The 21,020-nt window shown below is 61.5% G+C and carries 18 protein-coding genes; 9 read left to right on the forward strand and 9 right to left on the reverse strand.

All coding sequences use genetic code 11. From position 1 onward, the window contains the following. Positions 1-141: 141 nt before the first annotated feature. Positions 142-1,626, reverse strand: coding sequence for an ABC transporter substrate-binding protein (locus tag J1W56_RS08450; protein ID WP_223612857.1), 1,485 nt, complete (start codon positions 1,624-1,626; stop codon positions 142-144). Positions 1,627-1,695: 69 nt separating this feature from the next. After that, positions 1,696-2,967 carry an acetylornithine deacetylase/succinyl-diaminopimelate desuccinylase family protein gene (locus tag J1W56_RS08455; RefSeq protein ID WP_223612858.1) on the reverse strand — a complete coding sequence of 424 codons (1,272 nt, stop codon included), beginning with the start codon at positions 2,965-2,967 and terminating at the stop codon, positions 1,696-1,698. Between the two features lie 157 nt (positions 2,968-3,124). Here J1W56_RS08455 and J1W56_RS08460 point away from each other — a divergent pair, with 157 nt between their 5' ends. Genes J1W56_RS08460 through J1W56_RS08470 form a run of 3 tightly spaced genes read left to right on the forward strand, consistent with a single transcriptional unit; the run spans position 3,125 to position 7,682 of the window. Then, positions 3,125-5,977, forward strand: a complete 2,853-nt coding sequence (locus J1W56_RS08460; RefSeq protein WP_223612859.1) for a molybdopterin oxidoreductase family protein — start codon at positions 3,125-3,127, stop codon at positions 5,975-5,977. Then, positions 5,974-6,741, forward strand: coding sequence for a 4Fe-4S dicluster domain-containing protein (locus tag J1W56_RS08465; RefSeq protein WP_223612860.1), 768 nt, complete (start codon positions 5,974-5,976; stop codon positions 6,739-6,741). Before J1W56_RS08460 ends, J1W56_RS08465 begins: the two co-directional genes overlap by 4 nt. A gap of 38 nt (positions 6,742-6,779) precedes the next feature. Next, positions 6,780-7,682 (forward strand): dimethyl sulfoxide reductase anchor subunit family protein, encoded by a 903-nt coding sequence (locus J1W56_RS08470; RefSeq protein WP_223612861.1) that lies wholly within the window; start codon positions 6,780-6,782, stop codon positions 7,680-7,682. A gap of 26 nt (positions 7,683-7,708) precedes the next feature. On the opposite strand, the gene J1W56_RS08475 is transcribed toward J1W56_RS08470, so the two are convergent. The 6 genes from J1W56_RS08475 to J1W56_RS08500 form a co-directional block, all read right to left on the reverse strand. Further along, positions 7,709-8,641: a lipid A biosynthesis lauroyl acyltransferase gene (locus J1W56_RS08475; RefSeq protein WP_223612862.1), complete on the reverse strand. Its 933-nt coding sequence runs from the start codon at positions 8,639-8,641 to the stop codon at positions 7,709-7,711. Positions 8,642-8,648: 7 nt separating this feature from the next. Continuing rightward, positions 8,649-9,677, reverse strand: a complete 1,029-nt coding sequence (locus J1W56_RS08480) for a zinc-binding dehydrogenase (RefSeq protein ID WP_105732330.1) — start codon at positions 9,675-9,677, stop codon at positions 8,649-8,651. A 28-nt stretch (positions 9,678-9,705) separates the two neighbouring features. Further along, positions 9,706-10,983, reverse strand: a complete 1,278-nt coding sequence (locus tag J1W56_RS08485; protein WP_223612863.1) for a beta-ketoacyl-ACP synthase — start codon at positions 10,981-10,983, stop codon at positions 9,706-9,708. A gap of 11 nt (positions 10,984-10,994) precedes the next feature. Then, positions 10,995-12,179, reverse strand: a complete 1,185-nt coding sequence (locus J1W56_RS08490) for a beta-ketoacyl-ACP synthase (RefSeq protein ID WP_223612864.1) — start codon at positions 12,177-12,179, stop codon at positions 10,995-10,997. Between the two features lie 70 nt (positions 12,180-12,249). Next, the gene (locus J1W56_RS08495; protein ID WP_105732333.1) at positions 12,250-12,531 is read right to left on the reverse strand and encodes an acyl carrier protein; all 282 of its coding nucleotides are present in this window, start codon (positions 12,529-12,531) and stop codon (positions 12,250-12,252) included. Between the two features lie 129 nt (positions 12,532-12,660). Next, on the reverse strand, positions 12,661-13,248 hold the full coding sequence (locus J1W56_RS08500; protein ID WP_223612865.1) for a histidine phosphatase family protein: 588 nt from the start codon (positions 13,246-13,248) through the stop codon (positions 12,661-12,663). A gap of 99 nt (positions 13,249-13,347) precedes the next feature. On the opposite strand from J1W56_RS08500, the gene J1W56_RS08505 reads away from it, so the two are divergent. From J1W56_RS08505 to J1W56_RS08515, 3 genes are all read left to right on the forward strand, one after another. Further along, positions 13,348-14,307 carry an AEC family transporter gene (locus J1W56_RS08505; RefSeq protein WP_223613470.1) on the forward strand — a complete coding sequence of 320 codons (960 nt, stop codon included), beginning with the start codon at positions 13,348-13,350 and terminating at the stop codon, positions 14,305-14,307. A gap of 131 nt (positions 14,308-14,438) precedes the next feature. Beyond that, the gene (locus J1W56_RS08510; RefSeq protein ID WP_223612866.1) at positions 14,439-15,896 is read left to right on the forward strand and encodes an NAD-dependent succinate-semialdehyde dehydrogenase; all 1,458 of its coding nucleotides are present in this window, start codon (positions 14,439-14,441) and stop codon (positions 15,894-15,896) included. A 5-nt stretch (positions 15,897-15,901) separates the two neighbouring features. Beyond that, a complete protein-coding gene (locus J1W56_RS08515; protein WP_223612867.1) occupies positions 15,902-16,927 on the forward strand; it encodes an aldose epimerase family protein in 1,026 nt (341 codons plus the stop codon). Positions 16,928-16,971: 44 nt separating this feature from the next. On the opposite strand, the gene J1W56_RS08520 is transcribed toward J1W56_RS08515, so the two are convergent. Continuing rightward, positions 16,972-17,889, reverse strand: coding sequence for a sugar kinase (locus tag J1W56_RS08520; RefSeq protein ID WP_223612868.1), 918 nt, complete (start codon positions 17,887-17,889; stop codon positions 16,972-16,974). Positions 17,890-18,033: 144 nt separating this feature from the next. Between J1W56_RS08520 and J1W56_RS08525 the strand changes: the two genes are divergently transcribed. From J1W56_RS08525 to J1W56_RS08535, 3 genes are all read left to right on the forward strand, one after another. Further along, complete coding sequence (locus J1W56_RS08525) at positions 18,034-18,651, forward strand: pyridoxamine 5'-phosphate oxidase family protein (protein WP_223612869.1); 618 nt, start codon at positions 18,034-18,036, stop codon at positions 18,649-18,651. Between the two features lie 105 nt (positions 18,652-18,756). Further along, a complete protein-coding gene (locus J1W56_RS08530; protein ID WP_223613471.1) occupies positions 18,757-20,388 on the forward strand; it encodes a SulP family inorganic anion transporter in 1,632 nt (543 codons plus the stop codon). A gap of 8 nt (positions 20,389-20,396) precedes the next feature. After that, on the forward strand, positions 20,397-21,017 hold the full coding sequence (locus J1W56_RS08535; protein WP_223613472.1) for a ParB-like protein: 621 nt from the start codon (positions 20,397-20,399) through the stop codon (positions 21,015-21,017). Positions 21,018-21,020: the final 3 nt, after the last annotated feature.

Below are 21,020 nucleotides of genomic sequence, written 5' to 3' on the forward strand. Positions count from 1 at the left end.
AGCCTACATTGCCGTCTTTGCGAAATCTGAAACAGTTCCTGTTGTGCGAAAGCGTCCATGTCGATGTGATCTCCCCCCTTGTGGGGGAGATGCCCGACAGGGCAGAGGGGGGTGCAAGAACCGTGCAGAGCCATCAATCGATCATTCCGCCCATTTCACCGCCGTCAGGTCATTGGCCGGGATGGGGCCGTTTTCCCACAGTCCTTCGACCTTGGCATCCCAGATGCCGGTTTTCGGCAGCTGGAAGAGAAAGGCGACCGGGGCGTCTGCAGCCAGAATTTTTTGCGCCTGCTGGTAGAGTTCGGTGCGCTTGGCCGTATCGGAGGTCGCCTCGATCTGCTTGATCACCTCACGGAAGGCCGGGCTGGTGTAGTTGAAATAGTAATTGTCGCGGGCAAAGATGTTGAGGTCGTTCGGCTCGGTGTGCGACACGATGGTCATGTCGTAATCCCTGCCTTTGAACACCTGCTCCAGCCACTGCGCCCATTCGACCGGAATGATTTCCGCTTCGATGCCGATTTCACGCAATTCCGCGGCAATGATCTCGCCGCCACGGCGGGCATAGACGGGAGGCGGCAGCTTCAGCGTGGTCTTGAAGCCGTCGGGATGGCCGGCCTCCGCCAGCAGTTTCTTCGACAGGGCCGGATCGTAGGCGGACTCGGCCGTCAGGTCGATATAGGCGGGGTGGTGCGGCGGGAAAAACGAGCCGATGGGCGTTCCCAGGCCGAACATGGCGCCATCGATCAGGGTCTTGCGGTCGATGGCGTGGCCGATCGCCTGCCTGACCTTGAGATTGTCGAAGGGCGGCTTCTGGTTGTTCATGCCAAGGACGGTCTCGCCCTCCGTGGTGCCGATGACCACCTTGAAGCGCGGATCGGCCTGGAACTGCGGCACGGCCTCATAGCTGGGGAACACAGGGAACGCCTGCACGTCGCCGGCGAGCAGCGCTGCCGTCGCGGCGGCCGGATCGGGGATGATGCGGAACGTCGCCTTATCAAGGGCAACCGGCGCGCCCCAATAGGCGGGATTTCTGGAGATGACGATCTGCGAGCCCTTGGCCCAGGTGTCGAATTTGAAAGGCCCGGTGCCGACGGGCTTTTCCTTGTTGGTGTCGGCGCTTTCCGGCGCGACGATGACTGCGGCGGCCCAGCCCATATTGTAGAGGAAATCGCCATTGGGCTGTTTGAGCGTGACCTTGACGGTCAGCGGATCGACGACCTCCACCGTGTCGATGGCGGCGAACAGCGGCTTTTGCGGGTTGACGGATTTTTCGTCGCGCGCCCGGTCGAGCGAGAATTTGACATCCTGCGCGTCAAAGGCCGTGCCATCGTGGAATTTCACGTCCTTGTGCAGCTTGAAAGTATAGATCTTGCCGTCGTCCGACACGGTCCAGCTCTCGGCGAGGGCTGGCAGAACCTCGCCCTTGGCATTGATGCGTGTCAGCCCCTCGAACACATTGGCGTAGACCACTTCGCCGATCGCCGTGGCTGCACCGGCGGTCGGATCGAGGTGCGGCGGTTCCAAGACGACGCCCAGCACGAGGTCGGTTTTGGCGGCAAGGGATGCGGTGGTGGAAAGCAGGACAAGCGCGCTGGCCGCAAGGGCCGACTTCCAGAATTTGTTCATTCAACGTCTCCCAAGGACTTTGCCGTAAACCCCGTGCAGATCAGCACATTTTTGTTTTGAGAACCATGCCTAGATTGAGCCGGACAGCAGAACTTTCAGGCCGAGCGCCATGACCTTTGCCGACTCGACCATGTCCTCGATGCCCACATATTCGTCGGGACGGTGGGCGAGGTCGAGAATACCCGGCCCGTAGGCGATGCAATCATGCAGCAGGCCGATGCGGGCGATGTGCTTCTGGTCATAGGTGCCGGGCGAAATGACATATTCCGGCTCCTTGCCGAAGACGTCGCGGATGCCCTGCGCAACGGCGGTGACCACGGGCGCGTCGCGCTCGGTCATCAGCGGCTGCACCTCCATGATGTCGCGGATGTTGTAGTGGAATTTCGGCCGCTCCCATTGCAGCCGGTCGAGGATCGACGTCACCTCGCGCTTGACCTCGACGATGTCTTCTTCGAGCAGGAAGCGCCGGTCGATGACGAGGCGACAGGAATCCGGCACGTTGGGCGAGGGCAGGCCGGAATAATCATCGGTCTGGCCGCCATGGATCGAATTGATGTTCATGGTGGAGCGCTTGGCGCCTTCCGGCACCACGGGCATGCGGGTCTGCTTCTTGTCGAGCGCCGGAAACAGCTCCTTTTCAAAAGCGTCGAGCACCGCGCCCATGTGGCGCACGGCGCAATCGCCGAGAAACGGCATGGAGCCATGGGCAATCTCGCCCTTGGTCTCGATCTCGGCCCACCAGACGCCGCGATGGCCAAGGCAGATGCGGTCCTTGTTCAGCGGCTCGGGAATGATGACGTGGTCGACGCGCGGCTTTGAGAAAAAGCCCTTGCTGGCGAGATAGGCGACGCCGCCGAAACCGCCGGATTCCTCGTCCACCGTGCCTGAAATCTCGATCGAACCGGCAAAGTCCGGATAGACTTCAAGGAAGGCCTCGGCTGCGATGATCGAAGCGGCAAGCCCGCCCTTCATGTCGCAGGCGCCGCGCCCGTAGACTTTCCCGTCTTTTACCACGCCCTCGAACGGGTCGACCGTCCAGCCTTCGCCCGCATCGACCACGTCGATATGCGAATTGAAATGCACGGTCTGGCCAGGTGTCCGGCCATCAAAGCGCGCGACGATATTGGTGCGCGGATAGCGGTCCGTATCGCCGGGTGTACCTTCGCCGCGAATCAGCTGGGTCTCGAAACCGCTCTTCTTCAACCGTTGCGCGATAAATTCAGCGCAGGGTGCATAGGCTTCACCGGGTGGATTGACCGTGGGAAAGCGTATGAGATCACGGGTCAGCGCAACGAGGTCGTCACGCCGCTTTTCGATTGCACGGGAGAGCTTTTCATCCATTGGTATATCAAATCAGCCTTGGCGACGATTTGGCAAGAGGCAACTTCTTGGCAAATCATATGATGCCGTTTTCCTGGTGAGATGTCGTTAGAGTGTTTGGTAGATTGGAATTGTTCTTATAAAACAGGGATTCTGTGACAAGCGAGGCAATCACCCCATGCAAACCGAACCGTACATTGCCCTGTCGGCGCCGGTGGGTGACACAATCGCCAAGACAACCTGCTACATGTGCGCCTGCCGCTGCGGCATCAATGTGCATCTGAAGGACGGCAAGGTCCGCTACATCGAAGGCAACCGCGATCACCCGATCAACAAGGGGGTGTTGTGCGCCAAAGGTTCGGCCGGAATCATGCAGCATTATTCGCCGGCGCGGTTGCGTGCGCCGCTGTTGCGGACCGGGCCGCGCGGATCGGGCGAGTTCAAGGAAATCAGCTGGGAAGAGGCGCTGTCGCTTGCCGTCGACTGGCTGCAGCCGGTGCGCGAGACCGCGCCGCAGAAACTGGCCTTCTTCACCGGCCGCGACCAGTCGCAGGCCCTAACCAGTTTCTGGGCGCAGAATTTCGGCACGCCCAATTACGCTGCCCATGGCGGGTTTTGTTCGGTCAACATGGCGGCGGCGGGTATCTATACGATCGGTGGTGCCTTCTGGGAATTCGGCGCGCCGGACTGGGACAAGACCAAACTGTTCGTGCTGTTCGGTGTGGCCGAGGATCATGATTCCAACCCGATCAAGATGGGCATTTCCAAGCTGAAGCAGAATGGCGCGCGGTTCGTCTCGGTCAATCCTGTGCGCACGGGCTATTCAGCGGTGGCAGACAACTGGATCGGGATCCGTCCCGGTACCGACGGGCTGCTGATCCTGGCGATCATCCATGAACTGTTCCGCAACGGCCGGATCGATCTCGATTATCTCCAGCGCTACACCAATGCGCCGTGGCTGGTGATCGACGACGAGGGCAAGGAGGATCACGGCCTGTTCCTGCGTGACGATCTCGGCAAGGCGCTGGTGCGCGATCGCAAAACCGGTGCGCTGGTGCGTTTTGACGAGCCGGGTCACGTCGCCGATCTGAACGCCGATTTCACCACGGATGCCGACCGCAAGGTGCGCAGCGTCCTGCGGCTGATGGCGGAAAAATATCTCGACCCGCAATATGCGCCCGATGCCGTCGCTGCTGAAACCGGTGTATCGGCAGCGACCATCAAAGGTCTGGCTGCGGAAATCGCGCGGGTAGCGTTCGAGGAGGAGATTGTCCTCAACCAGCCGTGGACCGACATGAAGGGCGAGCAGCACGATGTGATGATCGGCCGCCCGGTGACCTTCCATGCCATGCGCGGCATTTCGGCCCATTCCAACGGCTTTCAGTCGGCGCGGGCGCTGCATGTGCTGCAGACGATCATCGGCTCCATCGATTGCCCCGGCGGCTATCGCTACAAGCCGCCCTATCCGAAACCGGCCAGCGCCCATCCACGCCCGCACGGCCGGGCGGAGCACGTCACGCCGGGCAAGCCGCTCGCCGGGCCGCATCTCGGCTATCCCCTTGGGCCGGAGGACCTGCTGGTCGATGCGGATGGCAAGCCACAGCGCATCGACAAGGCTTTTTCGTGGGAAGCGCCGCTGTCCGCCCATGGCATGATGCATATGGTGATCGCCAATGCCCATGCGGGCGATCCCTATCCGGTGGACGTGCTGTTCCTCTACATGGCGAACATGGCGTGGAATTCGTCGATGAATACGCGCGGCACCATTAAAATGCTGGAAGCGCGCGATGAAGCGACGGGCGAGTACAAAATTCCAAAGATCATCTATTCCGACGCCTACTCCTCGGAGATGGTCGCCTATGCCGATCTTGTGCTGCCGGATACGACCTATCTTGAGCGGCACGATTGCATTTCGCTGCTCGACCGGCCGATTTCCGAGCCGGAAGCCGCGTGCGATGCCATCCGCTGGCCGGTGCTGGAACCGGACCGCAATGTGCGCGGTTTTCAGTCAGTGCTGATCGATCTTGGCGCACGGCTGAAATTGCCGGGTTTCGTCAATGAACAGGGCGGGGCGCTCTACAAGGATTATGCCGATTACATCGTCAATCACCAGCGCAAGCCGGGCATCGGTCCGCTGTCGGGCTGGCGCGATGCGGACGGTACAGGCGAGGGGCGCGGAACGCCGAACCCGGACCAGCTGAAAAACTACATCGGCAACGGCGCTTTCTGGATGAAGCACATTCCGGAGGAGGCGCTGTATTTCAAGCATCACAATGCCGCCTACCAGCAGTTCGCCATCGATACCGGCTTTTTCGATACGCCGCAGCCGGTGACGATCCAGCTCTATGTGGAGACGCTGCAAAAATTCCGCCTGTCGGCGCTGGGCACCCGCAAGCCGGTTGCGCCGGAACAATACCGGCAGCGGCTGCTGGAGTGCTTCGATCCGCTGCCTCTGTGGTACCGGCCGTTCGAGGAACAGGGTGTCGATACCAAGGCTTTCCCCTACCATGCGATCACGCAGCGCCCCATGGCGATGTATCATTCCTGGGGCTCGCAGAATGCCTGGCTGCGGCAGATCCACACCAAGAACCCGCTCTATGTGCCGGGCGGCATTTGCGATGAGCTGGGATTGAAGGATGGTGACTGGGTCTGGGTGACGTCGCATCACGGCCGCATCAAGTGTGAGATCGCGCGCACCGAGGCGGTGAACGACAGGACCATGTGGACCTGGAATGCCATCGGCAAGCGCAGCGGCGCCTGGGCGCTCGACAGGAATGCGCCGGAGGCGACCAAGGGCTTTCTGCTCAACCATCTCATCCATGAACTGCTGCCGCCGAAAGCCGATGGCATGCGCTGGTCGAATTCCGATCCGATCACCGGGCAGGCGGCCTGGTACGATTTGCGCGTGCGCATCGAGAAGGCGGAGGCGGGTGAGGCGGTGAGCGAGCCGCATTTCTCGACGCTGCACCGGCCCGGCAATCAGCCGGAGCCGGCGGATCAATTGCGCTACGGACAGGAGTGGACGACATGACCAGCCTGCCGCAAACCCGCAGTGCCAAAAAACTTGGCCTTGTCATTGATCTCGATGTCTGCGTCGGCTGCCATGCCTGCGTCATCAGCTGCAAGGAGTGGAATACCGGCGCCTATGGCAATGCGCTGTCGGACCAGCACCCCTATGGCGACGATGTTTCCGGCACCTTCCTCAACCGCATTCACAGCTTTGAGGTGGTGCCGGACGGCGGACAGGTGATCGGCGAAGCGGGCGACGCGCGGGTGGTGCATTTCCCGAAATCCTGCCTGCACTGCGAGGATGCGCCCTGCGTGACGGTCTGTCCGACCGGTGCGTCGTACAAGCGGGCCGAGGACGGCATTGTGCTTGTCGACGAGGACAAGTGCATCGGCTGCGGTCTCTGTGCCTGGTCCTGCGCCTACGGCGCGCGGGAAATGGATCTGGCGGCAGGTGTCATGAAGAAGTGCACGCTGTGCGTGGACCGCATCTATAACGAAACGCTGCAGCAGGAAGACCGGGTGCCGTCCTGCGTGCGCACATGCCCGGCCAATGCCCGCCATTACGGCGATCTCGGCGATCCTACATCCGAGGTGTCGGTCATGGTCGCGGAGCGGGGCGGGTTCGATCTGATGCCGGAGCAGGAGACCCGGCCGACCAACAAATATCTGCCGCCGCGCGCCCGTACGGCATTGGCCAGCGCCGCGCCGATGATTCCGCTTGCAGAGCACACCGAAGGCGCGAGTGGGTTCTTTGCCTGGCTCGACAAAACGCTGGACCGGATTTGAACATGAGTTTGTTTTTTGACACCCCGAGGATGCACTGAATGCATCCAGCCTATTCGATCATCATCTTCACCACGCTGTCGGGCCTTGGCTATGGCCTCGCCGTCATGCTGGGGCTGGGGTTTCTCGACCCGTCAGCATTGCCGACCAAGATCGCGTATCTTGCAGCCCTTGCGCTGATCAGCATCGGCCTCCTGGCATCACTCCTGCATCTCGGCAACCCGCAGCGGGCATGGCGGGCGCTGAGCCAGTGGCGGTCAAGCTGGCTGTCGCGCGAAGGTGTGATGGCGATTGCGACGTTCATTCCGCTGACGTCGAACACTGCACTGTGCCTCTTCATGAACCGGCAGGATGGCATTCTCGGCCTGATCACGGTGCTCGGTGCGCTGATCACGGTCTATTGCACCTCGATGATCTATGCATCGCTGAAAACCGTGGATTCCTGGCACACCCGGCTGACGCCGCTTTGCTTCCTGCTGTTTTCGCTTGCGGGTGGTGCGCTGCTGGCGGCTTTTTTCGCTGGACCGCGCGGATTGCCACTGCAACTGCTGGCATTGCTGCTCGTGCTGCTGGCACTTGTCGCGAAAATGGTCTGGCGCAAGCGGGCAAGGACGCTTGTTCCGCTGTCAACGCCGGAAAGCGCCACCGGACTGGGCGGTATCGGCACAGTGCGGCTGCTCGAACGCCCGCATGCGCTGGACAATTATCTCACCCGGGAAATGGGATTTCGCGTTGCGCGCAAACACGCTGAAAAACTCTGGGTCATCGCCTTTGTCAGCGGCATTCTGCTGCCGGTTCTGGCGCTGCTGACGGCGATGGCTGTCGGCGGTGTGCTCGGCCTCTGCCTGATGGTCATTGCCGTTCTCACGCACCTCGTCGGCCTGTTCGTCGAGCGCTGGCTGTTTTTCGCCGAGGCGAAGCATGCGGTGATGAATTACTATTGACGGCGCGAGCGGCAGTCGTCGCTCACTTAGGCATTCCAGCGCTTGTGGAACCACATCCATTGGCCGGGATATTCCCGCACCCAGGCCTCGACCTTGTCATTGACCAGCTGAACCGTGCGGGCAATGTCGACCGCGCCGGTTTCGTCGCGGGGCAGTTCCATCTTTTCTTCCAGCTCCAGCCGGAAACGGCCGCCGGGCAGGCGGACGCAGCGCGCGGGATAGACATCGCAATCATACTGCCGTGCCAGCTTGGCCAGAAGCGGATTGGTCTTGCAGGGGCGGTTGAAGAAGGTCGAGGCAACGCCGCGATGGAATTTCTGGTCGACCAGCATGCCCACATTGCCGTTGGTGTTGAGAACGCTGGCCAGCGACCAGGCGGCACCCGCCTTGGACGGCACGAGGTGGCCCATATTGGTGCGGCGCGCGCTGAGGATTTTCTTCGCGACATAGGGATTGTTCGGTGGGCGGAACAGCGCGGTGACGTTGAGATCGAAGGTCGCGGCGCAGATCGGCAGCAGTTCGAAATTGCCGGAATGGGCCGTGAAGAAGATATGCGGGCGGTCGCTCTCGCCGCGGATGCGTTCAAAGATTTCGCGGCCCTGCACTTCGATCAGGCCCGGCGTATCGCTGTGCGGATCATAATCGAAGATTGCATCGAGAAAGACATATTCCGCGGTGAGGCGGGCCATGCTGCTCCACATGTCGCGGGCGATCAGCTGCAGTTCTTCTTCGGATTTTTCCGGATAGGCCATGCGCAGGTTGGTCATGGCGACGCGATGACGCCCCATCAGCGGGCCTATGCGGCGTGCCGAAGCATCGATGAAATTCGTTGCCGCCTTCGCCGGCAGCAGCCGCAGGAGGAACAGCACACCGAAAATCGCATGCGCCGACAGCCAGTAGTTGAATGTCTTCAACTTCTGGCCCCAGCGGAACAGGGCAAGTTTGAATTTCAGATTCATGCGCGGCTCAGTTGACGCGCAGGATGATCTTGCCGAAGACGTCCCGGCCTTCCATCCGCTTCAATGCCGTATCGATGTCGTCGAATCCGACTTCCGTGTCGATGACCGGATGGACCAGACCGCGCGCCATCTTCTGCATGGCATCGGCCATGTTTTCCATGCGGCAGCCGAAGGAGCCGAGCAGCTTCAGCTGCTGCTGGAACAGCATCATCAGGTTCATGCTGGTGGAAACGCCAGAAGTCGAGCCGCAGGTGACGAGCCTTCCGCCGCGCCGCAGCGACAGCATGGACCCGGCCCAGGTATCGGCACCGACGTGCTCGAAGACGACATCAACGCCCTTCTTCTTGGTCAGCTTGCGCACGACGCCTTCAAAGCGGTCTTCGCGGTAATTGATGACGTGGTCGGCGCCGAGCGCCTTGGCCCTTTCGATCTTTTCGTCGGAACCGACGGTGGTGATGACCGTGCAGCCGATTTTTTTGGCCAGCTGGATCGCCGCCGAACCGATGCCGGAACCGCCCGCATGCACGAGAATGGTCTCGCCGGGTTCGAGCTTGGCATTGTCGAACAGCATGTGCTCGACCGTGCCGAATGTGACGGGGGCAACGGCCGCGCCGATCTCGTCGACACCGGGAGGGGCGGGAACCAGCAGGCGGGCCTTGAGGTTCACCTTTTCCTGGGCAAAGCCATCGAGATGGAAGCCGTGTACGCCGGAAACATGCTCGCAGAGATTGTCGCGGCCTTCGCGGCAGGGACGGCACAGTCCGCAGGTCTGCGCACCATAGATCGACACGAGCTGGCCGGGCAGGAGGTTGGCAACGCCGGGGCCGATGGCATCGACCACACCGGATGCTTCCGCGCCGATGGTCAGCGGCATCTTGCGCTTGGCGAAAGCCATGCCGCGCCAGCCCCAGACGTCGATGTGGTTGAGAGCAACAGCCCTGATATTGACCGTTACTTCACCGGGGCCGGGCGGGGGCGGGGGTGCAATGTCGACAATCTCGAGCTTGCGGTCTTCGATCAGCTGTAATGCGCGCATATTATCCGTTTTCCTTTTCGGAGAGGGATTAGTGCGGTTCTGCCGTCATGACAAGACACGTATTTTGTCCGCCGAAGCCAAAAGAGCTGGAAAGCACGGCGGAGACGCTGGCTTCACGCTTCACATTGGGCACCACATCGAGCACGATGGCGGGATCGGGATTGTCATAGTTGATCGTCGGCGGGATGGTTCCCGTCCCGATGGTCAGCATCGAGAACACGGCTTCAATCGCACCGGCAGCCGTCAGCGTGTGGCCGATCATCGACTTGTTGGACGAGAGCGGCAGCGTGGAAATGCGCTCGCCGAAGACGGTCGAGAGCGCGAGATATTCCATCTTGTCGTTCTCGGGCGTCGAGGTGCCATGCGCGTTGATGTAGTTGATCGCGTCTTCGTTGATGCCCGCATCGTCAAGCGCGGCACGCACCGCGCCGATGGCCGGCGAACCGTCGGGCTTCGACCGGGTGCGGTGGAAATCATCGGCCTTTTCGCCGCAACCGCGCATGATGCCGAGAATCTTGGCGCCGCGTGCAACGGCTGATTCCAGCGATTCCATCACGAGTGCGCCGGAGCCTTCGGCCATGACAAAACCATCACGATCCTTCGAGAAAGGTTTTGCCGCCTTGTGAGCCGGATTGTTCTGGGTGGATAGCGCCGACAGCAGGGAGAAGCGGACCAGCGCTTCGGCGGAAACCGAACCGTCCGTGCCAATGGACAGGACCCGGTCGCTTTCGCCACGCCGGATGGCCTCGACGCCGAGCTGAATGGCGGTGGCGCCCGATGCACAGGCGGTCGACAGGGTGATCGGCAGGCCGCGCGTGCCGAACGTGTCGGCAAGGCGCTCGGCGATGTAGCCGAATTCGGTGGTGTGGAACATGGCTTCCTGCGTTCCGCGGCGGCAGGCGGCGAGAAGCAGGTCATAGCCCGGCTCGCCCTCGCTCTTCACCAGAGCATCCAGCGCGAAGCGGTTGCGCCATTCCAGCTCCACCGGCGGCGCGGCGAGGAACAGCGGTCCACCGAAATTTTCCGTGTCGAAACCGGCCTGCGCGATGGCTTCCTCGGCGGCAAGCGAGGCCAGTTTTTCCGACAGCGCCGACGCGCCTTCGTCGCTCTCCTTGAGGAAATCCACGGTACCGGCGATCTGCGTGCGCAGATTGTCGAGGGCAAAGCGGGTGATCGTGTGAATGCCCGATGTGCCCGAAGTCAATGCGGCCCAGTTATCCTGCTTGCCCTGTCCGAGCGAGGAGACAACGCCAAGACCGGTGACGGCAACGAGCGGGCGGCCTAGATGGTCAGTATATTTTGACATATGCCAATCTCTCAAACTTTGACGAGGCGAGCGACGCCTTCGCCCCGGGTTGCGCCGATCGAGGTCGCCAGTGCCGTATCGAGACCGCCGGAAGCGGCCTTTTCATTTTTTGCATCGATGGGCGGGAACGCCGCGCCATGAAACAGGCTGAGGGCTGCGAGGCCGACGGCGAGCGGGAACTGTGCTTCGCGCAGGTGGCCGACCCTGCCTGCCACACCACGAATGGCGGCGGAGGCAAACACATCGAGCGCGGCCTTTTCCGTTGCTGTGATGCCGTGTGCACCGGTTGCGCCGGATACAATCAGCCCGGCGGGCTTGTCGGCGCTGGCAGCACCAACCAGCTTGGCGATGGTTTCCTTCAGGTCTTCGCGCTTGCGGCGGATCTGCGCGCTGTAGATGCCGTCGATGGCCGCATAGACGCGGGCGCCGCGCTTGGCCGCATGGTCGGCGCTTTCGAGAACAAGGAATGCGCCGCCGGAACCGGTGATAACACCGCCACCTGCCGAGCCTTCGCGCTGCCAGAGCGGTGCCCAGCCATCGGATTTCAGCATGCCGTTGAGCTCGTAGCCAAGCAGCATGTCGGGATGTTCGGAATTGTAGGAGCCGCCGACGAGCGCATGCGTGCTCTGGCCGGAGCGGATGCGCGCGGCAGCCGTATCGAGGGCGGAAATGCCGGCGCCTTCTTCGCCCATGAATGTGCGCGACGAGCCGGTCACTTTATGAACGATTGAAATATTGCCGGCGAGCAGATTGGACAACTGCGCCAGGAACAGCGTGGGGCGCAGTTCGGTCGTCAGCTTTTCATTGAGCATGGTGCCGAGATCGTTGCGCACGCGCGCTTCGGCCAGAATCTGGGTGTCGACGGTGACATCGCGCTCGCCGCCACCAGCGGCAACGACCATGTCCATGGTCGAGCAGAGCGCTTCGTCGTCCTTGATCCCGGCATCCTGCAGGGCGAGGCCGGCGGCATAGGTTCCCAGGCGCTGCCAGGTCTCCATCTGCCGCTGATCGCCGCGCTTCGGGATCTGGTTGTTCCAGTCGACCTCACCGAGCGGGTGAACCGTATAGGGCTTGAACGTCTCGCTATCGACGCGCGGACCGGCGGAACCGTTCAGTGCCTGCCAATGGGCATCGGCGCCTTCACCCAGGGATGAAATCAGTCCGATGCCAGTGATAACGACGGTGTTGTTCTGCATTGTCTCGCAACACCGCTTATACGGTGCACCCGGTTAGGTGGATGGTACCACTAGAATGGATTTCCAGAAATCAGGCCTTCTTGGCGGCGACGAGTTCGTCGATCTTGGCGCACAGGTTCTTCAACACGAAATATTCCTCGGTCGGAACCTTGCCGTCATTGACTTCCTGCGTCCACTGCTCGAGCGGGATCTTGATACCGAAGGCCTTGTCGATGGCAAAAACGATGTCGAGGAAGTCAAGGCTATCGATGCCGAGATCGTCAATCGTGTGGCTTTCCGGCGTGATGGAATCGCGGTCGATTTCACTGGTTTCAGCGATGATATCGGCGACCTTGTCAAATGTTGAGGTCAATTCAGTTTCCTTTTGCTTCCGGTGCCCTCGTAAAGGCACTGATGTCTGATGACGCGGTATCTAGCGTTTTTCACGGCCAAGGGAAAGACCGAATTGCCCTATCCCTTGTTACTCCAGCATATTCCGCCGTCAGTCGAAAATGATCCTGCCCGCAATATGAACCGTTTCACCCGCTCCGGGAGGCGAGACCACCACCGCTTCCGTCGGGCGCGGAACAATGCCGGTCAGTGCGGTTATATTGGCACGGTCGGTCATCATTACCAGATTGCCGGAACTTTTGAATTCCGCAATCATGGCGCGAATCTGGTCAATCTGCGATTGTTTCCCCGCGTCGTCATCCGCCAAAGGTCCAAGCGCGCTGACAATTTCCATGGGCGCTGCGCCGAAGGCCAGCCGGGCGGTTTCCTGCGCATTGCAGACGGGGCTGCTCAGAACCTTGTCGATTCGCACCGACTTTGCGGCAAAGCGGGCGCCGAGCTTCTGCGCCAGCTGGTGACCGCGGTCGGACAGCGTGCGGACCTGCGTACAGTCGGTGGAAGTGTCCGTAGAGGGGCTCAAACTGCCCGACGCATCGGCGCCCTGCAGCAGGACGGTATAGCCGCCGCGCGTCAGCCTGGCCCAGGCCGCGTCGGTCGCCAATGCCGTTGGAATGGATAGGAATACGCCCAGAACGAGCGAGAGTGCCGGAAGGACGTAAAATCGCGAATGCTTCAACATTCAATCTCCTTAGCAGCGCAGATGGGGTTTTGGCCAAAAAAAATAAAGTGAAGAACTTCGATTGCCTTGCGCAGGCACTGCCGCGGGCCTATTGCGGAGATAATGGGTCTCGTTCAAACAATCATCGTGGTTTTTGGAGTGATTGCCGTGGCTTATGCCGCGGCGCACTTCAAGCTGCTCGATGAACGCGTGGGCGACGGGCTTTCCGAATTTGTTTTCATGATCGCCGCTCCCTTGCTGCTGTTCCGCACCATGGTGACGGCGGATTTTCACGGTTCGGCCCCCTGGGGCCTGTGGGCCGCCTATTTCATCGGGCTTGCCGTCGCCTGGGCGCTGTCCGATTTGGCGATCAAGGTGATCTTTGGCCGGGATAATCGCGCCGGTGTCGTTGCCGGGGTTTCCGGCGCCTTTTCCAATCTCGTATTCCTCGGCATGCCGCTCATGCTCGGGGTCTATGGTCAGGACGGGTTTGCCATCCTGTCGCTGATCGTTGCCGTTCACATGCCGAGCGTCATGGCCGCCTCGATCACCCTGCACGAGATCGCGCTGCGGCGGGACGGCGTGTTCCAGGGAGAGGGGAGCCTGCGCACGGTCGTCGTGTCGTTTTTCCGCAGCCTCCTGCGCAATCCCTTTGTTCTGGGCATTCTGGCGGGGTGGCTGTGGCGCTCGACGGGCCTGCACCTGCCATCCATCGTCGATTCCCTGGTGCAACTGCTGGGGAGCGTCGCCGGACCGGTGGCGCTGTTCGCCATGGGCATGGGCTTGAAGAAGTTCGGCATATCCGGCCATCTCGCCGCGTCGCTGGTCATCGCGACGATCAAGCTCTTCGTGATGCCTGCGGTTGTGCTGGGGGTCGCGCTGGCCCTCGGCCTGCCGCCGTTCACCGCCAAGATCGCCGTGGTGTCGGCAGCACTGCCGGCAGGCGTGAATTCGTACCTCATAGCAACAAAATTCCGGACCGCCGAGGCCCTGGCTTCCAATTCGATGGTCATCGCGACGGCGCTGTCGGCGGTGACAATGGTGTTCTGGGTCACGATAGCGACGCACTTTTTCGGATAGGGGAAGGTTGTTGCAGCTTTGACGAAAAAGGAGCAGGGTGACGGCCACGGGCGCCACTCCGGGCTGCCTCTCACGGAACTCACAAAATCAGTGGACCAAACGCTCCGCCTTACATTTCAGGGAGAAACATGATGTTGCAGAAATCCAGCCAGTTCATGAAACAGGCCAATCTGATCAATGGCGAATGGGTGGCCGCAGATTCCGGCAAGACGATTGACGTCATCAACCCTGCAACCGGCCTGAAGATCGGCACCGTCCCCAATTCCGGCAAGGCGGAAACGCGGCGCGCCATCGACGCCGCCGCCGAAGCCTTCAAGACATGGCGCAAGACATCCGTGCTCGAACGCTCCAAGCTGATGCGCAAGCTGCACGATGCCATTCTCGACAATCAGGACGCGCTGGCCGAGCTTCTGACGCTGGAGCAGGGCAAGTCGCTGACCGAAGCCAAGGGCGAGATCGGCATGTCGGCCGCCTATATCCTCTGGTATGCGGAAGAGGCACGGCGCACCTATGGCGACGTGGTGCCATCCCCGTGGGCCGACCGGCGCATTCTCGTGACGAAAGAACCGCTCGGCGTCATCGGCGCGATCACGCCGTGGAATTTCCCATCCTCGATGCTTGCGCGCAAGATCGGTCCGGCGCTGGCGTCCGGCTGCACGGCCGTGGTCAAGCCGGCAACGCAGACACCCTATTCCGGCCTGGTGTGGGGGGCGCTGTGCGAAGAAGTCGGCATTCCCAAGGGTGTCGTGAACATTCTCACCGGTTCGGCCTCGGAAATCGGCGGCGAGATCACCAGCAATCCGCTGGTGCGCAAGATCACCTTCACTGGATCGACGGAAATCGGCAAGATCCTGATCAAGCAGGCGGCCGACACCGTGAAGAAGGTGTCGATGGAACTGGGCGGCAATGCGCCGTTCATCGTGTTCAACGATGCGGATCTGAACCGCGCCGTGGACGGTGCCATCGCGGCCAAATTCCGCAATTCCGGCCAGACCTGCGTGTGCACCAACCGGTTCCTCGTGCAGTCCGGCATCTATGACGCGTTTGTCGAGAAATTTGCGGCGGCCACGGACAAGCTGAAGGTCGGCAACGGTCTGGATGCGGGGACGCAGCAGGGACCGCTGATCGACGACAAGGCCGTTGCCAAGGTCGAGGAATTCATTGCGGACGCCAAGGAAAAGGGTGGCAGGATTGTCACCGGCGGCAAGCGCCACGCGCTCGGCGGCAGCTTCTTCGAACCGACGGTGATCGGCGATGCCACGCCCGACATGCTCTTCACCACGGAAGAGATTTTCGGCCCTGTCGCGCCCATCTACAAATTCGAGACGGAACAGGAAGCGATCGATCTGGCCAACAACACCCAGTTCGGCCTTGCCTCCTACTTCTACACGCAGGACCTTGGACGGGTGTTCCGGGTTTCGGAAGGCCTGAAATACGGCATGGTCGGCGTCAATGAAGGCATGATCACCACGGTGGAAGCACCATTTGGCGGCCTGAAGGAATCCGGTCTCGGCAAGGAAGGCGGACATCAGGGTATCGAAGACTATCTCGACACCAAATATGTCTGCGTTGGCGGTCTGGGGCTGTAAGTTTGATGCATACGGAAATTTTCGGCCATACGCCCGATGGCGAGGCAGTTCACCGCATCACCATCTCGGGCGGCGGGCTGACCGCCAAAATCCTGACCTGGGGCGCAGTCATCCAGGATTTGCGCCTCAAGGATCACGATCACCCGCTGGTTCTCGGCTATCAGGACTTTGCTGACTATCCCGCGCATTCGCCCTATCTCGGGGCGACCATCGGGCGGACGGTCAACCGCATTCGCGATGGCGAACTCGTCATTGACGGCCAGACCTTTGCCCTGCAGCGCAATTTCCATGGCATCCACAACATCCATGGCGGCGATGCCGGGGCGGGACGGCGCACCTGGAACGTCGTGGCCGTCGGCCCCGATTATGTCACGCTGACGATCATGCTTGGCGACGGTGAGATGGGCTTTCCCGGCAATCTCACCATCACCTGCACCTATATGCTGGAATCCAAGGGGACGCTGGCCATCCGCCTCGATGCGGTGACGGACAAGCCGACGATCTGCAATCTGGCGCATCACAGCTATTTCAATCTCGATGATGGCGGCCTGACCGACGTGCTGGATCATCAGGTCAAGATTGGCGCCGAAGCTTACCTTGCCGTCAATGGCGACCTGCTTCCGGACGGGCGCGTCCTGCCTGTTGCCGGAACGGCGCATGATTTCCGCGAATACCGGACGATCCGGCGGGAAGAGGACGGCAAGCAGGTTGTCTATGACAACAATTTCTGCGTTTCCAGCCAGCGCCATCCCCTGCAATGGGTGGCATCCTCCAAGGGCGCGCGCAGCAACATCGAGATGCAGGTGCTGACCACGGAGCCGGGTGTGCAGTTCTACGCGGCCAATACGCTGGGCGGGCGACCGCCGCTCGGCCTGACGGGGCAGACCTATGCCGATTATGCCGGGTTCTGCTTTGAAGCGCAGAACTGGCCGGATTCGACGCATTTCCCTTACTTTCCGCAGTCGATCCTGCGTCCGGACGAGACATACAGCCAGATGACCCGCTACACCTTCAAGAAGCACAAGGTTTAGATCGTGGTGAGCTTGTCGAACCACGCATGACAGTGCTGCCGCTTCTAGCGGCTGAATGCCTTGCGCGCTTCACCCATCGGCGCCAGCGCGCCATGGAACTCAACGACCCGCGCCGCGACCCGGTGGGCGCGGGCGGCGGCGTCAACGGGCTCAAGACCGGCCAGACGCGAAGCGATATAACCGCCATTGAAACTGTCGCCGGCCCCCGTCGTGTCCACGGCGTTGGCGCGGATAGCGGGGACGCGGCTTTGCCGGTCGTCCGCAACCACGAGCGCGGGGTCCGTGCCGTCCTTCACCACGATTTCCCGCACGCCATAGCTGGCGATGCGCGCGGCCGTTTCTTCGGGCGTGGCGTCGCCGAACAGGGCATTTTCATCGGGGAAGGTCGGCAGGGCGATGTCGGCGACGTGGTAGGCATCGATCAGCGCCTGTCTTGCCGTCTCGGCGTTTTCCCACAGGCGCGGCCGGTAATTGGCGTCGAAGGCGACGAGCGTGCCCTGACGGCGTGCATTGCTGACGGCGTTCAGCACGTTCTGGCGGCTCTTCGGGCTCAAGATGCCCATGGTGATGCCGGAGAAATAGATGATCTTGCGCCCATCGAGGCTGAGCGCCAGGGCCTGCGGATCGTCGCCGAGATGGCGGGCCGCGGAATCGTTGCGCCAATAGGTGAAGGAGCGTTCGACACCCGTCAGCGTGATGGCATAAAGTCCCGGGCGTGCACCGGTGATAACGGGGCTATGGGCGGTGTTGATGCCGTTTTCCGCGAGGAACGCCCGCTGCTTGAGCGAGAACGGATCGTCGCCGAAGGCCGTGACGTAATCGACGGCAAAATCGGCGTCGGTAAGGGCGCGCACATACCAGCTGGTGTTGAGCGTATCGCCGGCAAATCCCATGCGCCACTGGTCGCCATTGGCTCCCGACAGCTCGATCATGCACTCGCCGATGGCTGCAAACCCGCCCATGAAAACCTCCTCAACATGCATCCGGTGCGACTGATATACGAGTGCGATGCCGCTGTCATTCGGTAAAAATACCGGCTGTCATCAAGACTTAAACATGCGATGTTAGACGGCAAACGCATTTGCACGACACAGAAGGAGGTTGCGTTGTCCCGCGTCACGACAATTGATGAACTTGAGGCCATTTACGGCAATGGCGCGATAGCGGAAGCATCGACCGCCAAGGTGGCGGACCGCATCATTCCGGAATACCGGCAACTGATCGAAGGTTCGCCCTTTGTGGCGCTGGCAACGAGCGGGCCGGAGGGGCTCGATTGCTCGCCGCGCGGCGATCTGGCCGGGTTCATCCGCATCCATGACGAGCGCACGCTGATGATGCCCGACCGGCGCGGCAACAACCGCATCGATTCGCTGCGCAATATCGTGCGCGATCCGCGCGTCGCCCTGCTGTTCCTCATTCCCGGTCTCAACACGACTTTCCGTGTGAACGGCCGTGCGTTCATCGATACGGATCAGGCGCTGCTGGACAGCTTCATCATGGATGGCAAGGCGCCGCGCTCCGTTCTCGTCATGGAAGTCGAGGAAGCCTATTTCCAGTGCGCGCGGGCACTCATCCGCTCGGAACTGTGGAACCCGGAGAAATTCCGCTCGCCGAAGGAATTCCCGACACCGGGCCGGATGCTGGCGGCACTGAGCGAAAACCGCGTGGGCGGTGAAACCTACGACAATGAATGGGCCGCACGCGCGGCCAAAACCATGTGGTAGACTGCATCAATCCAATGGAGGCGTTCGGTGAAACAGGTGAGTGCTTCCAATCCGGTGACCGGAGGTAGGAACTGGCTGCCGTTCCGCTCGCTTGCGGGATGGAGGATGTCCGATCTCAACGGCGATGTCATTGCCGGCCTGACGCTGGCGGCCATCGCCATCCCCGAACAGATGGCAACGGCACGCCTCGGCGGTTTTGCCCCCGAGATCGGTTTCTTTGCCTTCATTGCGGGTTCGCTGGCCTTTGCCATCTTCGGCGCCAGCCGCCATCTCTCCGCCGGGGCCGATTCAACCATCACGCCGATCTTTGCCGGCAGCCTCGCACTGCTGGCCACCAGCGGGTCGCCCGAATTCGGTCTGCTGGCTGCAGCGCTCGGCCTGATTGTCGGGCTGATCGTTGTGGCAAGCGGCATCTTCCGGCTCGGCTGGATTGCCGACCTTCTGTCAGTGCCGGTCACGACGGGCTTTCTCGCCGGTATTTCCATCCACATCATCATCTCGCAATTGCCCGGCCTTCTGGGCATCGCCGCGCAGTCGGGCGATGTGTTTCAGCGTGTTTCGGCAACCATTGCCAGCGCCGGACAGATCAACCCGTACAGCGTTGCCATCGGGGCGGGTGTGTTCCTGATCGTGTTCCTGTCCGAGCGGATCAATGCGCGGATACCCGGCGCACTGCTGGGGCTTGTCGTCTCCACCCTTGCGGTGGTGCTGCTCGGCCTGCAAAGCCGCGGCGTGACGGTTCTCGGCCCGCTTCCCAACAGCCTGCCGCATGTTGCCCTGCCGCAGATCGGTTTTGAGCAATTGCGCAGCCTGCTGCCCCTCGCATTGCTGGTCGCCGTGGTGGTGATGGTGCAAACGGCCGCCACGACACGGTCTTTCGTGTCCAAGAATGGCGCCGCGCCCGACGTCAACCGCGATTTTGTCGGCGTGGGGGCAGGCAGCATCCTGTCGGGGCTGTTTGGCGCCTTTCCGGTCAATGCCAGCCCGCCGCGCACGGCGATTGTCACGGAGACCGGCGGGACGTCGCAGATCAGCGGCCTGATCGCAGCGGCAATTGTCCTGGCGCTGGTGGCGTTTGGCGGCCAGTTGCTGGCGAGCGTGCCGCATGCTGCCCTGGCGGGCATCCTGCTTTTCGTCGCCCAGAGGATCATCCGCTGGCCGACGATTATTGCCGTCTACCGGGAAGCGCGGGGCGAATTCGGCCTGATCCTCATCACCATGGCGGCGATCGTCGCCCTGCCCATCGAATCGGGGGTGACCATCGGCATCGGGCTGTCGCTGCTGCATGGCCTGTGGGCCGTGATGCGCGCGCGCCCCATCGAGTTCGAAAAAGTGCCCGGCAGTTCGATCTGGTGGCCGCCGAGCGCCGCCAGGGACGGCGAGAAGATACCCGGTGTGCTGGTCGTGGCGTTTCAGGCGCCGCTTTCCTTTGTCAACGCCGATGATTTCAAGCGCGGTCTGTGCAGCACCATCGATGCGAGCGGGCCGTCGCTCAACCTCGTTGTCCTCGAAGCCAGCAGCATTATCGAGATCGATTACACGGCATCGCAGGCCCTGACGGACGTGATAAACTACTGCCGGAACGCCGATGTGAAATTCGCCATAGCCCGGCTGGAATCGGTCCGGGCGCAGAATGCCCTGTCCCGGTTCGGGCTTATCGCCTTGCTCGGGCCGGGCAACATCTTTCACAGTGTCGATGATGCCATCCGAAAACTGGCACCAAGCGTAGGGGAATGATCATGCAGATATCCGGAACAAGAGAACCCATTGTAACGCCGGTTGCGATCAAGGATCTGCGGCCGACCCAGATCACCGTCGGCATGCGCGAAGTGGACGAAAAGCGCAAGAAATGGCGCCAGCAGAAGGGCGAGAAGGGCGGCAAGTTTCTCGGCGAACACATGATCCCCGTGGTGCTTGGACCGAACAGGCGCAATTACGTCATCGACCATCACCATCTTGCGCGCGCGCTGCACGAGGAGGGGGTGAAACACATTCTTGTCACTGTCGTCAGCGACCTGTCATCGCTGGAGAAGGATGCGTTCATGGTGGTTCTCGACAATCGCGGCTGGATGCATCCCTTTGATGCGGAGGGCAAACGCCGTGACTATGCGGCCATTCCCAAGGCGATCAAGGATCTCGACGACGATCCGTTCCGCAGCCTTGCGGGTGAACTGCGCCGTGCCGGCGGCTATGCCAAGGACACCACGCCGTTCAGCGAGTTCCTCTGGGCGGATTTTCTGCGGCGCCGGATAGGCCGCAAGACAGTGGAAGCCGATTTTGACGCTGCTCTCAACCGCGCCCTCAAGGAAGCCAAGGGCGATGCCGCCGGCTATCTGCCGGGCTGGTGCGGGTCGGTGACGGATTAGGAA

The sequence above is a fragment of the Phyllobacterium calauticae genome (genome assembly GCF_019991125.1).
GTDB classification, from domain to species: domain Bacteria; phylum Pseudomonadota; class Alphaproteobacteria; order Rhizobiales; family Rhizobiaceae; genus Phyllobacterium; species Phyllobacterium calauticae.